Here is a 14,152-nt window from a genome sequence, read left to right on the forward strand (position 1 = left end):
CCGGGGGTGCCCGTGATCCGGGTCTCTACCCGGCGAGGTCCGCCAGGACGAGCGGGACCAGGTCGGTCACATCGCCGGCACCGACCGTGAGGACCAGGTCGCCCGGGCGGGCCAGCGCCGCGACCGTGTGCGCGGCCTCCTCGCGGTCCTCGACCGCGCGTACTCCCCCACCGGTCGCCGTCGTGGGCAGCAGGCCGGTGATCGTGCGGGCCGTCACGGCTGGGTCCACGTCCTCGCGCGCCTTGTAGATCCCGGTCACGACGACCTCGTCGGCGAGGGCGAGCGCCGCTGCGAACCGGTCGGCGAAGATCCGCGTGCGGGAGTACAGGTGCGGCTGGAACAGCACGAGCACGCGCCCCTCGCCCGCGACCGGCCGCGCCGCGCGCAGCAGCGCCTCGATCTCGGTGGGGTGGTGCGCGTAGTCGTCGACGACGCGCACGCCGCCGGCCTCGCCGCGCGGCTCGAAGCGCCGCCCGGTCCCGACGAACGCCGCGGCGCCTGCGACGGCGTCGGCGGGCGGGGTGCCGAGCAGCACGGCGGTGACGACGGCGGCGGTCGCGTTGAGCACGTTGTGCGCGCCCGTCACGGCGAGCCGCAGCTCGAGAGGCGTCTCCCCGAGCGGGCCGCCGCTGAGGGTCGCGCCCGCGCCGTCCGACGTCGAGACGACGTCGCGCACGACGACGTCGGCGTCCGCTGCGGCCCCGTACGTCACCGCGGTGCCCCCGCCGGCACGGTGGGCGGCCGCGAGCTCCGCGGCGCCGGCGTCGTCGGCGCAGGCCACGAGCACGCCGCCCGGGCGCACGCGCCGGGCGAACGCGACGAACGCGGCGTCGAAGGCCTCGCGCGTGCCGTAGTGATCCAGGTGGTCGGGTTCGACGTTGGTGACGACCGCGACGGTCGGGGCGTAGTTGAGGAACGACCCGTCGGACTCGTCGGCCTCGGCGACAAGCACGTCGGACGCGCCGAGGTGCCCGCCCGGGATCGCGGTGATCTCCCCGTCGGCGCCGAGCACGCGCACGGTGCCGCCGATGGCGAACGACGGGTCGGTGCCGCTCGCGCGCAGCACGGTGGCGATCATCGCGGACGTCGTCGTCTTGCCGTGGGCGCCCGCGACGGCGACGGCCCGCTGCCCCACCATGAGCGAGGCGAGGGCCTGCGAGCGGTGCAGCACGCGGATGCCCGCGGCGCGCGCGGCGGCGAGCTCAGGGTTGGCCTCGCGCACGGCGGTGGAGACCACCAGGGTGTCGACGAGCGGGGTGCCGTCGGGCGCGACGACATGGGCAGCCTCGTGACCCACCCACACGCGGACACCGTCGGCGCGCAGCGCGGCGAGCGCCGGGCCCGCGACGGCGTCGGAGCCCTGGACGGGAACGCCGCGGGCCGCGAGCAGGCGCGCGACGACGCTGACGCCCGCACCGCCGACGCCGACGAGGTGGACGCGGCCGAGCTGCTCGAGGGGCAGGACCTCGGCGCTCACCGCGCACCCTCGCCGGCCGCCTGCTCGACGAGGTCCGCGACGCGCGCCGCGGCGTCGCGCACGCCCGTCTTGCGAGCCGCCTCGGCCATCGCGGCGAGACGCCCGGTGTCGCCGAGGAGCGCCGGCACCTGCTGGGCGACCCATGCGGGGGTCAGGTCGGCGTCGTCGACCAGCACGCCGCCGCCGGCCGTCACGAGCGGCGCGGCGTTGAGCCGCTGCTCACCGTTGCCGACGGGCAGCGGCACGTACACGGCCGGCAGGCCGAGCGCCGCGAGCTCGCACACCGTCCCCGCGCCCGAGCGTGCGACCACGAGGTCGGCGAGGGCGAGCGCGAGGTGCATCTCGGACAGGTACTCGCGCACCTGGTAGCGGCCGGTCTCGACGGCGCCGCCGAGGTGCGCGACGGCGGAACGGACCGGGCCGTCCTTGCCCTTGCCCGTCAGGTGCAGCACCTGCGCGCCCGAGGCGAGGAGGGCCCCGGCCGCGCCGGCGACGGCGGTGTTGAGGCTCAGCGCGCCGGACGAGCCGCCGGTGACGAGCACGGTGGGGCGCGTGGGGTCGAGGCCGAGGGCGTCGGCGGCCGCGACGCGCGTGCCGGCGGCGTCGGCCTCGCGCGCGGTGACCAGCGCGGCGATCTCGCTCCGCAGCGGCAGGCCCGTGACGACGCCGCCCTTGAGCGGAGTGCCCTCGAACGTGAGCCCCACGCGTGCGGCCCAGCGCGCACCGAGCTTGTTGGCAAGGCCGGGGCGAGCGTTCTGCTCGTGGATCACCACGGGGACGCCGCGGCGCCGGGCGGCGAGGTAGGCGGGTGTCGAGACGTAGCCGCCGAAGCCGACCACGACCTGCGCCCCGATCTCGTCGATCGCCGCCTCGGCGGCGTGCACCGCCGCGCTCAGCTTGCCGGGCAGCGTCAGCAGGTCGACCGACGGCCGGCGCGGCAATGGCACGCGCGGCACCGGCCACAGCTGGTAGCCACGGGCGGGCACGAGGTCGGCCTCGAGGCCCGTCGTGGTGCCCAGCACCAGCACCTTCGCCTCGGGCTGGCGCGCGCGCAGCTCGTCGGCGACGGCGAGCAGAGGGTTGACGTGGCCGGCGGTGCCACCGCCGGCAAGCACGACGGACTGGACCTTGCTGTCACTCACAGACGCGACCCTACCGGGGCGCGCGGGGCGTCAGCGCCGCCCGCCGGCCGGCCGTCGGCCTGAGGTCCCGCCACCCGCGCGCCCACCACCGGCGCGCCCACCACCGGGGCGCCCACCACCGGTGCGCCCACCACCGGGGCGCCCGCCCACCGCGGCACGCCGGACGCCCAGCACGGCCAGCGACCGGCGCACCACGCCCCCGCGGGCGGCGAGCGCCTCGGCCGCGCCCGGCTCGGAGCGCGCGAACGAGATGACCATGCCGAGCGCCGCCATGGTCGTCACGAGCGCGGAGCCACCCGCGGAGACCAGCGGGAGCGGGACGCCGATGACGGGCAGCACGCCGATGACCACGCCGATGTTGATGAACGCCTGGCCCACGACCCAGCACGCGACGGCGGCCGTCGTGACCTTGACGAACGGGTCGGGGTGGCGGCGGATCACGCGGCTCATCGCGATGCCGAGCGCGATGAACAGGCCCAGGACCATGAGCGTGCCGAGCAGGCCGAGCTCCTCGCCGATGACGGCGTAGATGAAGTCGTTGTGCGCCTCGGGCAGGTAGCGCCACTTCTCGCGGCTCGCCCCGAGGCCCAGCCCGAGCACGCCGCCGCTGCCGAGCGCGTACAGGCCGTGGATGGACTGGTAGCACTCGCCCTGCGGGTCGGTGCAGCTGCCGTAGGCGGCGAAGATGCGGCCCATGCGGTCGCTGCTGCCGTAGACGAACACGTAGCCGATGATCACGGCGCCGAGCCCGGCGCCGAGACCGAGCAGGCGGCCCGACGCCCCGGCGACCCAGAACGCGCCGAGCGAGAGCGCGATGAGGATGAGCGCCGTGCCCAGGTCGTGCCCCGCGAGCACGAGGGCCAGCACCACGAGGAAGCCGGGCACCGCAGGCATGATCACGTGGTTCCAGCGCCCGAGCAGCCGCTGCTTGCGTCCGAGGACGGCACCGAGCCACACCGCGAGCGCGAGCTTGGCGAGCTCGGACGGCTGGAACCGGACCGGGCCGAGCACCAGCCAGTTCCTGTTGCCGTTGACGAGGACGCCCATGAACATGACCGCCACCAGCAGGACGAGGGCGGCGAGCAGCGCCGGCCAGGCCATCCGCTTGTACCAGCGCACGGGGATCCGCGCCCCGACGAGCAGCAGCGGCAGGCCCATGATCGCGAACTTCGCCTGGTCGAGGAATGCCGCGTAGGGCGAGGCGCCCTCGGCGATCGACGTCACGGCGGAGCTGGACAGCACCATGACGAGCCCGAGCACGAGCAGCAGCGCGGTGGCCCCCACCAGCACGTAGTACGAGGTGACGGTCGAGTTCCACTGGCCGAGCCAGGGCCTCTCGTCGGTCGTTGCTGCCGCCATGGTGCGCCTTCCGTCACCCACCCTCACGCGTCGCCGGCGATCGCCTCCACCGCGGCGGCGAAGGCCTCGCCCCGCTGCGCGTACGAGCGGAACTGGTCCTGCGAGGCGCCGGCCGGGGCCAGCAGCACGGTGTCGCCCGGCTGGGCGAGGAACCGTGCGGCGTCGACGGCGCGGCGCATCACGGAACCAGTCTCGCCGGGGTCGACCACGACGACGGGGATCTCGGGCGCGTGTCGGGCGAGCGCGGTCGTGAACGGCTCGGGGTCGAGGCCGATGACGACGGCGGCACGGAGCCGGTCGGCCCGGGCGTCGACGAGGTCCTCGAAGCGCGAGCCCTTGGCGAGCCCGCCGACGACCCAGACGACGCTGCCCGGGGCGAACCCTGAGAGCGACGCCGAGGCGGCGTGCGCGTTCGTGGCCTTCGAGTCGTCCACGTAGGCCACGCCGTCGAGCGTGCCGACCTGCTGGATCCTGTGCCCGCCAGGGCGGAAGGCGCGCAGGCCGTCGCGAACGGCCGCGGCCGGCACGCCGTGCGCGCGGGCGAGCGCCGCGGCGGCGAGCGCGTCGGCCACCACGTGCGGCGGCGTCGGGCCGGAACCCGGCCCGAGGTGGGCGAGGTCGGCGAGCGTGCCGAGCTCGGCCGCGGAGGTCAGGCGGTCGACGGCGTCGGCTGGGGCGTGGAAGGCCCGGTCCACGAGCACGTCCTCGACGACGCCGAGCATGCCGGGCCCGGGCGCGCCGAGCGTGAACCCGACGGCGCGGGCGCCGTCGGAGACGTCGGCCTCGCGCACCAGGTGCTCGGTGCGCGGGTCGGCCGCGTTGTAGACGCACGCGACCTGTGCGCGCTCGTAGATCCGGCCCTTGTCCGCTGCGTACGCCTCGACCGAGCCGTGCCAGTCGAGGTGGTCGGCGGCGATGTTGAGGATCGCCCCGGCCTGCAGGGTCATGGTGTGCGCGAAGTGGAGCTGGAAGCTGCTGAGCTCCACGGCCAGCACGTCGAGCGTCGGGTCGAGCGCGGCCTCCACGAGCGGCGTGCCCACGTTCCCCACCGCGCGCGTGCGCAGGCCGGCGGCCGTGAGGATCGAGGCGAGCATCTCGACCGTCGTCGTCTTGCCGTTCGTGCCGGTCACGGCGAGCCACTGGGCCGGCCCGCGCCCGCCGGCGCGGTCGACCCGCAGCCGCCACGCGAGCTCGACCTCGCTCCACACCGGCACGCCCGCGTCGCGCGCGGCGACCAGCAGCGGGTCGGTGGGCCGGAAGCCGGGCGAGGTGACGACCAGGTCGACGTCCGCCAGGAGCGCCGCCAGGTCGGCCGGGTCGCTCGGCGTCCGCACGTCGGCGTCGTCGGACGGCGCCACCGTGACGACGGACGCGACGCGACCCGTGCCGGCAGCGCCGCGCAGCACCGCGGCGACGGCGCGACCGGTGACGCCGAGGCCGGCGACGAGGACCCGCGCCTGCGCGAGCGCGACGCGCGGCTCGACCGGCCCGTGGTCCTCGAACGCCACTACGAAACCACCCACTCCGCGTAGAAGATGCCCATCCCGAGGGCCGCGAAGAGGCCCGCGATGAGCCAGAAGCGGATGACGATCGTGACCTCGCCCCACCCCGAGAGCTCGAAGTGGTGATGCAGCGGCGCCATCTTGAACACCCGTCTCCGGGTCATCTTGAAGAACCCGATCTGGATGATGTCGCTCATCACGATGATCACGAACATGCCGCCGATGATGGCCGCGAGGATCTGGGTGCGGGACAGGATCGAGAGCGCGGCCAGGGCGCCGCCCAGGGCCAGCGAGCCGGTGTCGCCCATGAAGATCTTGGCCGGGCTCGCGTTCCACCACAGGAACCCGAAGCAGGCGCCGACGACGGCGGCCGCGACGATCGCGATGTCCTGCGGGTCGCGCACCTCGTAGCACCGTGGCCCCGCGACGGCGAAGCGCTGGCACGACTGGTTGAGCTGCCAGATGCCCAGGAGCACGTACCCCAGGAAGACGACGAGCGAGACGCCCGTCGCCAGGCCGTCGAGACCGTCCGTGAGGTTGACCGCGTTGGACCAGGCGGTGATAAGGAAGTTCGCCCAGATCACGAAGAGGATCAGGCCCACCGTGGCGCCCGCGAAGGCGAGGTCCAGGTTGGTGTCGCGCAGGAACGAGATGCGCATCGAGGCGGGCGTGCGCCAGTTCGCGTTGGGGAACTGCAGCGCGAGCGCCGCGAACGTGATGCCCACGAACCCCTGGCCGATGATCTTGGCGCGCGGCGTCAGCCCGAGGGAGCGCTGCTTGCGGATCTTCGTGAAGTCGTCGGCGAACCCGACCACGCCGAGGCCCGCCATGAGATACAGGGAGAGCAGCGCGGTCGCGCTCGGCAGGCGCTGCGCCACGGCCATCGAGGCCGCGACGCCGATGAGCGTCGCCCCGATGATGACGACGCCGCCCATCGTGGGCGTGCCGCGCTTGGTGAAGTGCGCCGTCGGGCCGTCCTGACGGACGAACTGCCCGTAGTTGCGGCGCACGAGGAAGCGGATGAACAGCGGCGTGCAGAACAACGCCACGAGCAGGGAGACGCCCGAGGCGACGAGGATCGAGATCACCGGGCGGCTCCCGCTTCCCCGGCCTGCTCGGACTCGCCGTGCGCGCCGATCGTGCCGGCCGCCAGCTCGTCGCCCAGGCGCCACAGGCCCGAGCCGTTGGAGGCCTTGACCAGGACGACGTCGCCAGGACGCAGGCGCTCGTCGAGAACCGCGCGTGCGGCGTCGAGGTCGGGCACGAACACGCTCTCCTCCCCCCAGGAGCCCTCCTGCATGGCGCCCTCGTGGATGTGGTACGCCCCGTCGCCCACGACGACCAGGAGCTTGACGTTCAATCGCACCACGAGCCGCCCGATCGCGTCGTGCGCCGCGCGCGACCCGTCGCCGAGCTCGAGCATCTCGCCGAGCACGGCCACCGAGCGCCGCTCGCGGCCGGCCATGACGGCCAGCGACCGCAGCGCGGCCCGCATCGACTCGGGGTTCGCGTTGTAGGCGTCGTCGACGACGGTGATGCCGTCGGGCCGCTCGGTGACGGCCATGCGGTGCGGGCTCCCCGGCTCGGCGTCGGCGAGACGCTGGGCGATGACTGCGGGCGGCTGGCCCGCGAGGATCGCGGCCGTCGCGGCGGCGAGCGCGTTGGACACGTGGTGCTCGCCCACGAGGCGCAGCCGGACCGGCACACGCACGTCGTCCGAGACCTCGCCCGCGGCGGCCACCTGGGCACGCACGCGCAGCACGAACGAGGCGCGGCCCGTGGCGTCCACCGTCACGTCTTCGGCGCGCACGTCGGCGGACGGCACCCGGCCGAACGTCACGGTGCGCAGGCCGCGCGCGGTGGCGCGCGGCACCAGCCCCATGACGCGCTCGTCGTCGGCGTTGAAGACGACGGAACCACCGTCGCGCACGCCGCCGATGATCTCCGCCTTGGTGTTGGCGATGGCCTCCTGGCTGCCGAAGTTGGCGATGTGCGCGGTGCCCACCGCCAGGATGATCGCGACCTGCGGGCCGGCGATCGAGGCGAGGTAGGTGATGTCGCCGGGCTTGTCCGCGCCCATCTCCATGACGAAGCTGCGCGTCTTCTCCGTGCCGCGCAGCACGGTGAGCGGCAGACCGACCTCGCTGTTGAACGAGCCGCGGGGCGCGATGGTGTCCTCGGGGTCGGGGCCCTGCACGAGCAGGCCCAGCAGGTCCTTGGTCGTCGTCTTGCCGACCGAGCCGGTGATGCCGAAGACGTGGACGGCCGGGTGCGCGTCGCGCAGCCGCGCGAGGACGAACCGCGCGAGGTCGCCGAGCGCGTTCTGCACGTCGTCGACGACGACGGCGGGCACCGGGGCGTCCGCGGTGCCGAGCTCGCGCTGGGCCAGCACGAGGACGGCGCCCGCCTCCACTGCGCCCGGCGCGAAGTCGGCGCCGTCGACGTGCTGGCCGGGCAGGGCGACGAACAGCGAGCCGGTCTCCACCAGGCGCGAGTCGGCGACCACCGGCCCGGTGACCCTGACCTGCGGGTCGGCGGCGAGCCGTCCCCCCGTCGCCTGCGCGACCTCGGACGCGGTCAGCTCGATCATGCGGTGGTGGTCCCTTCCGTCGTGGTGCGTGCCGGGCCGGGCCGGGCCGCGAGCGCGGCCCGGGCCTCGACCCGGTCGTCGAGCAGGACGTCGACACCCGCGACGTCCTGGATGGTCTCGTGCCCGCGGCCGGCCACGAGGACGGTGTCGCCCTCGGCGGCTTCCGCGACGGCCGTGTGGATGGCGTCGGCGCGCGGCGCCAGCTCGCGCACCTCGACGGTGCGCGTCTTGCTGGGTCCAGCCTGCGCAGCGACGGCCTGCGCCGCACGCGCTCCGGCGAGCACCTGCGCGCGCACCGCTGCGGCGTCCTCCCCGTGCGGGTCGTCGTCGGTGACGACGACGGCGTCGGCCCCGGCGACGGCGGCCGCCCCCATCGCGAGGCGCTTGCCCGCGTCCCGGTCGCCGGTGGCGCCGAAGACGACGGTCAGGCGGCCGGGCGTCGTCGGGCGCAGCGCCGCGAGCGCGAGCTCGAGCGCCTCGGTGTTGTGCGCGAAGTCGACGACGACCCGCGGCTGCCCGCTGCCGGGCTCGCCCGCGCCGACGACCTCCATGCGGCCCGGCACGACGCCGGCGAGCCCGCCCGAGGCCTCGAGCGCCTCCGCGACGTCCTCGAGGTGCGCGCCCCCCTCGAGCACCATGACGAGCGCGAGCGCCGCGTTGGCCACGTTGAACCCGCCCGGCAGGGTGGTCGAGGTGCGCAGCGTGCGCCCGTCGGCGTGCGTGACGGTGAAGGCGGACCCGGTGCCGTGCGGCTCGACGTCGGTCACGACCCAGTCGGCGGCCGGGGCGTCGTCGGCGCCCGGCTCGGCAGGCGTCGTGCGCAGCGTCGCGACGGGGATGGTCGCGACCGCGGCCATGCGCTCGCCCCAGGCGTCGTCGACGACGACGACGCCCCGGCGCGCGTGCTCGGGCGTGAACAGCAGCGCCTTCGCCCCGAAGTACGACTGCAGGTCGCCGTGGAAGTCGAGGTGGTCCTGGCTCAGGTTGGTGAACCCGGCGACGCCGTACCGCACGCCGTCGACGCGGTGCAGCGCGAGCGCGTGCGAGCTGACCTCCATCGCGAGCGTGCGGACGCCGTCCTCGCGCATCGCGGCGAGCAGCGCCTGCAGGTCCGCGGCCTCGGGGGTGGTCAGGCGCGAGGGCAGCACGCGGTCGCCGGAGCGCATCTCGACCGTGCCGATCAGGCCCGACGTGAAGCCGAGCGCGCGCAGCAGGTGGTCGAGCTGGTAGGTGGTGGTCGTCTTGCCGTTCGTGCCGGTGACGGCGAACGTCGTCAGGTGCTCCGCCGGCGAGCCGTAGACCCAGGCGGCGACGGGGCCGAGGATCTCGCGCGGGTCGCCGGCGACGAGCACCGGGACGCCGTCGGGCAGGGTGCCGGCCTCACCGCGGGAGGCGAGGAGCTCCGCCCCGGTCGCGTCGGTGAGCACGGCGCGGGCGCCACGTGCCACGGCGTCGGCAGCGAACCGCGCGCCGTGCGCGTGCGCACCCGGAAGGGCCACGAACAGGTCCCCGTCGGCGGCCAGGCGGTTGTCCGACACGACCGACGTCACCGACGGTCCGTCCCCCTCGGGGCCAGGTCCCGCGGCGACCCGGAGGTCGAACATGTGGGCGAGGTCCCGCACCCGGCGCGGCGCGGTGGACGCGGGCCGGATCCGTTCGAACGGGGATGTCACGGGGTAGACCCTACTGGGTGAGGAGCGGGCCGCCGGGCCGCGTGGACGCACTGCGCCGCCGCCCGCGGCCGGTGGCCGTCGCCCCGGCCACGGCTGCCGTGCGGGGCGCCGCTCACCAGGTCAGCGGCAGCGGCGTCGGGGCCGCCGCGCTCGGCGGCACGGCCTCCTTCTGCAGCACGAAGCCCATGACGTCGCGGAAGACGGGGGCCGCGACGACCCCGCCGAAGATCGAGCTGTGCGGGCTCTTGAGGAACACCGAGACGGTGTAGCGCGGGTCGTCCGCGGGGGCCACCCCGATGAACGACGCCATGTACGTGTAGCCGCCGCCGGGCAAGAAGATCTGCGCCGTGCCGGTCTTGCCGGCCACGCGGTATCCGGGTACCTGCGCCGCCTGCGCCGTGCCCTCCTCGCTCGTGACCTCCTCCATCATGTGGAGCAGGGTCTGCGAGGTCGCCTCCGAGATGACGCGCGTGCCGGCCTTGCGCGCGGTGGGCACCAGCTCGTCGCCAGGAGCGCGCGTGCCCTTGACCAGCGTGGGCGGCACGCTCACGCCGCCGTTGGCGACCGTCGAGAAGACGTCGGTCGCCTGCATGGCGTTGACCGAGACGCCCTGGCCGAACGCCACCGCGTACCGGGTGCGACCGTCCCACTTGTCGACCGGGTGCAGGGCGCCGCGCGACTCCCCGGGCAGCCCCAGACCCGTCAGCTTGCCGAAGCCGAACTTGCTCATGAAGTCGTGCTGGACCTGCGGCGGGATCTTCTCTGCGACCTGCACGGTGCCCGAGTTCGAGGAGTGCGCGAGCACCCCGGCGAGCGTGAGCCGCTCCACCGGGTGGTGGTGCGAGTCCTTGAAGGTCTGGCCGTTCGGCGTCGTGAACGTGTAAGGCACCGTGAGCTGGCTGTCGACCTTCCACGCCCCGGTCTCGAGCGCGGCCGCCATGGTGACGACCTTGCCCGTCGAGCCCGGCTCGAACGTGTCCTGCACCGCGCGTGAGCCCTTGGCCACGCTCGCGTCAGATCGGTCGTTGGGGTCCACCGAGCCCGAGTCGGCGACGGCGAGCAGCTCGCCCGTCCGGGTGTCCTCGACCAGCACGATGCCGAAGGCCGCGCCGGACTTCCTGACCATGTCGTCGATCGACGACTGCGCCTTCCACTGGACGTCGTGGTCGATGGTCAGTACGACGTCGCCGCCCGGCACCGCCGGGGTCGAGGACTGCTCCCCGCCAGGGATCCGCACGCCGTCCCGCGAGCGCTCGTAGCTCTCCGACCCGGCCGTGCCCGCGAGCACGTGGTCGTACGCCCGCTCCAGGCCGCCCTGGCCCTTCTGGTCGCTGTCGACGAACCCGACGAGCGCGCCCGCGACGGTCCCGGCCGGGTAGACCCGCTTCGAGACCAGCTCGGTGCGGATGTAGGCCTGGAGCCCGAGCGCGCGGATCTCCCGCTGCCTCTCCGGGACGACGTTGCGGGCCAGCACCACGTAGTGCGAGCTGCCGTTGATCGTCGCGGCCAGCTCGGCCTTGGTCGACCCGAGCACGGGCGCGAGCAGCTGCGCGACGCCGAGCGCGCCGTCGGCGACCGGGTTGCCCTCCGCGTCCGCTCGCTGACCGCCACGGAAGCCCTGGATGGCCTTCGGGTCGGCCGAGACGGTGTACCGGTCCACGGAGGTGGCGAGCACGACGCCGTTGCGGTCGGTGATGTCACCGCGATGCGCGGGCACGACGACGGTGGTCAGGCGCTGGCTCCTGGCCGCCGCCGCCAGGCTCGGCGCCTGGAAGACCTGCACCTGCACGAGCCGGCCCACGAACACCGCGACGACGATCGCCGCGACGACGAGCAGAAGACGCTGGCGGCGCTCGGGCGACGCGGCGGCGGGCGCGCGGCGCGGGCGGGGCGGGCGACGGCGCTCGACGGCGCCGCCCGAGCGGGAGACCGCCTTCGGGCGCGCCTGGGCGCGAGCGGCGGGGCGCGCCTGGGCACCGGCGGCCTGGCGCGGCGTCGTGCGGGCCGCGGGACGCGCCGTCGTGCGGGCGGGCTGGGCCGCCCGAGGCGGCTGGGCGGTGCGGCCCTGCTGGGCGGTACGGCCCTGCTGGGCGGTACGGCCCTGCTGGGCGGACCGCCCGGGCTGCTGCCGTGGCGTCGTCCGCCCGGTGGTGCCGCTCGCACCTCGACTCTGCGCTGCGGACCCCGTGACCGGGCGCGAGGCGCCCGCGCGTGTCGCGGGCGCCTCGCGCCGCGTCACTGCCCGGCCTCCGTGGTGGGCGCGGCCGGCGCCCCGGTCGCACCGGTGATGTCGAGGATCGCCGCGCCCTCGCTCGGCACCATGCCGAGCCGGGTGGCCCGACGCTCCAGGGACGCCTCGGCAGCGCCCAGGTTCTCCTGGCTCGTCTGGACGTCCTGCGCGACGCGGCCGACCTGGCCCTGCAGGTGCGCCATCTCGTACGAGCCGCGCGCCATCGTGGTGTTGAGCACGAGAACGGCGAGGAGGGCGCCGACCAGCACGGAGCCGCACAGCACGAGGAACGGCACGCCGGAGCGCGCCTGGAGCGGCGCGCGGACGGCCGAGAAGCGCCGCCCGCCCTCCCCGCGGCCGCCGGGCAGCGCGGTCAGGCGCGTGCGGCGCGACGGCGCTGCCGGGCGGCTCGGGACGGCGGCCGGGGCTCGAAGTGCGCTCATCGACGTTCCTCCTTGCGGGCGGAGCGGGTGGTGCCGGTGCTGCTGGTGGTCCTCAGGTGGTCGGGCGTCGGCCGCAGCCGCGCCGCCGCCCGCAGGCGCACGGACGCCGCGCGCGGGTTGCGGACGAGCTCGTCGGCGTCGGCCTCCTCGGCGCCGCGCGTGAGCGGCTGGAGGTACGCGCGGTGCGTCTCGGGCTCGACGGGCAGCCCGGGCGGCGCCGACGACGTCGTGCCGCGCGCGATGGCCCGCTTCACGATGCGGTCCTCGAGCGAGTGGTAGGACTCGACGACGATCCGCCCGCCCACGGCGAGCGCCTCGATCGCGGCCGGTACCGCGCGCTCGAGCACCTCGAGCTCGCCGTTGACCTCGATCCGCAGCGCCTGGAACGTGCGCTTGGACGGGTTTCCGCCGGTCTTACGGGTCGCTGCGGGGATGCACGCACGCACCAGGTCGGCGAGCTCATGCGTGCGGGCCCACGGGCGCTCCTGGCGGCGGCGCACGATCGAGCGGGCGATCTTCGCCGCGAACCGCTCCTCGCCGTACTCCCGCAGGATCCGGGTCAGCTCGCGCTCGTCGTACGTGTTGAGCACCTCGGCCGCGGTGATGCCCGTGGTCTGGTCCATGCGCATGTCGAGCGGGGCGTCCTGCGCGTACGCGAAGCCGCGGTCCGCCTCGTCGAGCTGCAGCGAGCTGACACCGAGGTCCATGAGGACGCCCTGCACGCCCGCCGTGAACCCCAGGTCCGCGACGACGTCGCCGATCTCGTCGTACACCGCGTGCACGGGCGTGAACCGGTCGCCGAAGCGGGCGAGCCGCTCGCTCGCCAGGCGCAGCGCCTGCGGGTCGCGGTCGATCCCGACGACGCGGGCCGTCGGCACCTGATCGAGGACACCCTCGGTGTGGCCGCCCATGCCGAGCGTGCAGTCGACCAGCACGCTGCCGGGCTCCGCGAGCGCCGGGGCGAGCAGGTCCACACAGCGCTGGAAGAGCACGGGCAGGTGGCGGTCGGCCGTCGCGCGCTCGTCGCGTGCGGCGTCGTCGTCGTGGTCCGGGGGCCGGGTGGTGTTGTCGTCCATGTGTGCTCCTCCTCTCCATCCTGGGGCCGATCCATCGTGAGGCCGAGGCCCCGTCCTGCCAGGTCTCCCTCCGCGTCTTCTGGCGCCGGGGAAGTGACGCCAGACCCTTCGCGGGAGGAGGCCTCGCGGGGCGGGGCCTCGGTGCGGGTCGTGCTGTGCAGTTGTCCGTGCTCAGAAGGCAAGGTCCGGGAAGATCTGCTCGGCCGTCTCGGAGTACGCGGACTCCTGGGCGGCCAGGTAGCTCTCCCACGCCGCCCGGTCCCAGACCTCCACGCGGGTGCCGGCGCCGATCACGGCGACGTCCCTGTCGAGACCTGCGTACTCGCGCAGCACGGGCGGGATCGAGATCCTGCCCTGCTTGTCCGGCACCTCGTCGCTCGCCCCCGACAGGAGCACGCGCAGGTAGTCGCGTGCCTGACGGGAGGTCACGGGAGCCTGCCGGACCTGCTCGTACATCCGGCCGAACTCGTCCATCGGCAGAAGGAAGAGACAGCGCTCCTGCCCTCGCGTCATGACCAGCCCGGGAGCGAGTCGGGCCCGGAACTTCGCGGGGAGGATCAGACGGCCCTTCTCGTCGAGCCTGGGGGTGTGCGTGCCCAGCAGCAGGCCAGTACCGGTGAACGACTCGACCCCTGCCACGGCTCGCACCTCCCTCAGCGC

11 protein-coding genes are annotated in these 14,152 nt (G+C 74.9%); all 11 read right to left on the minus strand.

What is annotated here, in order from left to right:
* Nucleotides 1–25: 25 nt before the first annotated feature.
* Nucleotides 26–1,477 (minus strand): UDP-N-acetylmuramate--L-alanine ligase, encoded by a 1,452-nt coding sequence (gene murC / locus ACO4JP_RS12900; protein WP_425954285.1) that lies wholly within the window; start codon nucleotides 1,475–1,477, stop codon nucleotides 26–28.
* On the minus strand, nucleotides 1,474–2,619 hold the full coding sequence (gene murG, locus ACO4JP_RS12905; RefSeq protein ID WP_425954287.1) for an undecaprenyldiphospho-muramoylpentapeptide beta-N-acetylglucosaminyltransferase: 1,146 nt from the start codon (nucleotides 2,617–2,619) through the stop codon (nucleotides 1,474–1,476). The genes murC and murG overlap by 4 nt, the downstream gene beginning before the upstream one ends.
* 30 nt (nucleotides 2,620–2,649) lie before the next feature.
* The gene (ftsW, locus tag ACO4JP_RS12910) at nucleotides 2,650–3,978 is read right to left on the minus strand and encodes a putative lipid II flippase FtsW (RefSeq protein WP_425954289.1); all 1,329 of its coding nucleotides are present in this window, start codon (nucleotides 3,976–3,978) and stop codon (nucleotides 2,650–2,652) included.
* 23 nt (nucleotides 3,979–4,001) lie between these two features.
* The gene (murD, locus tag ACO4JP_RS12915) at nucleotides 4,002–5,486 is read right to left on the minus strand and encodes a UDP-N-acetylmuramoyl-L-alanine--D-glutamate ligase (protein WP_425954291.1); all 1,485 of its coding nucleotides are present in this window, start codon (nucleotides 5,484–5,486) and stop codon (nucleotides 4,002–4,004) included.
* The gene (gene mraY / locus ACO4JP_RS12920; protein WP_425954293.1) at nucleotides 5,486–6,568 is read right to left on the minus strand and encodes a phospho-N-acetylmuramoyl-pentapeptide-transferase; all 1,083 of its coding nucleotides are present in this window, start codon (nucleotides 6,566–6,568) and stop codon (nucleotides 5,486–5,488) included. Before mraY ends, murD begins: the two co-directional genes overlap by 1 nt.
* Nucleotides 6,565–8,070 (minus strand): UDP-N-acetylmuramoyl-tripeptide--D-alanyl-D-alanine ligase, encoded by a 1,506-nt coding sequence (locus ACO4JP_RS12925; RefSeq protein ID WP_425954295.1) that lies wholly within the window; start codon nucleotides 8,068–8,070, stop codon nucleotides 6,565–6,567. Before ACO4JP_RS12925 ends, mraY begins: the two co-directional genes overlap by 4 nt.
* Nucleotides 8,067–9,743: a UDP-N-acetylmuramoyl-L-alanyl-D-glutamate--2,6-diaminopimelate ligase gene (locus ACO4JP_RS12930; RefSeq protein ID WP_425954297.1), complete on the minus strand. Its 1,677-nt coding sequence runs from the start codon at nucleotides 9,741–9,743 to the stop codon at nucleotides 8,067–8,069. Before ACO4JP_RS12930 ends, ACO4JP_RS12925 begins: the two co-directional genes overlap by 4 nt.
* 112 nt (nucleotides 9,744–9,855) lie before the next feature.
* Nucleotides 9,856–11,982, minus strand: coding sequence for a peptidoglycan D,D-transpeptidase FtsI family protein (locus tag ACO4JP_RS12935; RefSeq protein ID WP_425954299.1), 2,127 nt, complete (start codon nucleotides 11,980–11,982; stop codon nucleotides 9,856–9,858).
* Nucleotides 11,979–12,416 (minus strand): hypothetical protein, encoded by a 438-nt coding sequence (locus tag ACO4JP_RS12940; protein WP_425954301.1) that lies wholly within the window; start codon nucleotides 12,414–12,416, stop codon nucleotides 11,979–11,981. The genes ACO4JP_RS12935 and ACO4JP_RS12940 overlap by 4 nt, the downstream gene beginning before the upstream one ends.
* Nucleotides 12,413–13,492: a 16S rRNA (cytosine(1402)-N(4))-methyltransferase RsmH gene (rsmH, locus tag ACO4JP_RS12945; RefSeq protein WP_425954303.1), complete on the minus strand. Its 1,080-nt coding sequence runs from the start codon at nucleotides 13,490–13,492 to the stop codon at nucleotides 12,413–12,415. Before rsmH ends, ACO4JP_RS12940 begins: the two co-directional genes overlap by 4 nt.
* Nucleotides 13,493–13,663: 171 nt before the next feature.
* The gene (mraZ, locus tag ACO4JP_RS12950; protein ID WP_425954305.1) at nucleotides 13,664–14,131 is read right to left on the minus strand and encodes a division/cell wall cluster transcriptional repressor MraZ; all 468 of its coding nucleotides are present in this window, start codon (nucleotides 14,129–14,131) and stop codon (nucleotides 13,664–13,666) included.
* Nucleotides 14,132–14,152 lie beyond the last annotated feature (21 nt).

The sequence above is a fragment of the Xylanimonas sp. McL0601 genome (assembly GCF_049852175.1).
Classification (GTDB): domain Bacteria; phylum Actinomycetota; class Actinomycetes; order Actinomycetales; family Cellulomonadaceae; genus Xylanimonas.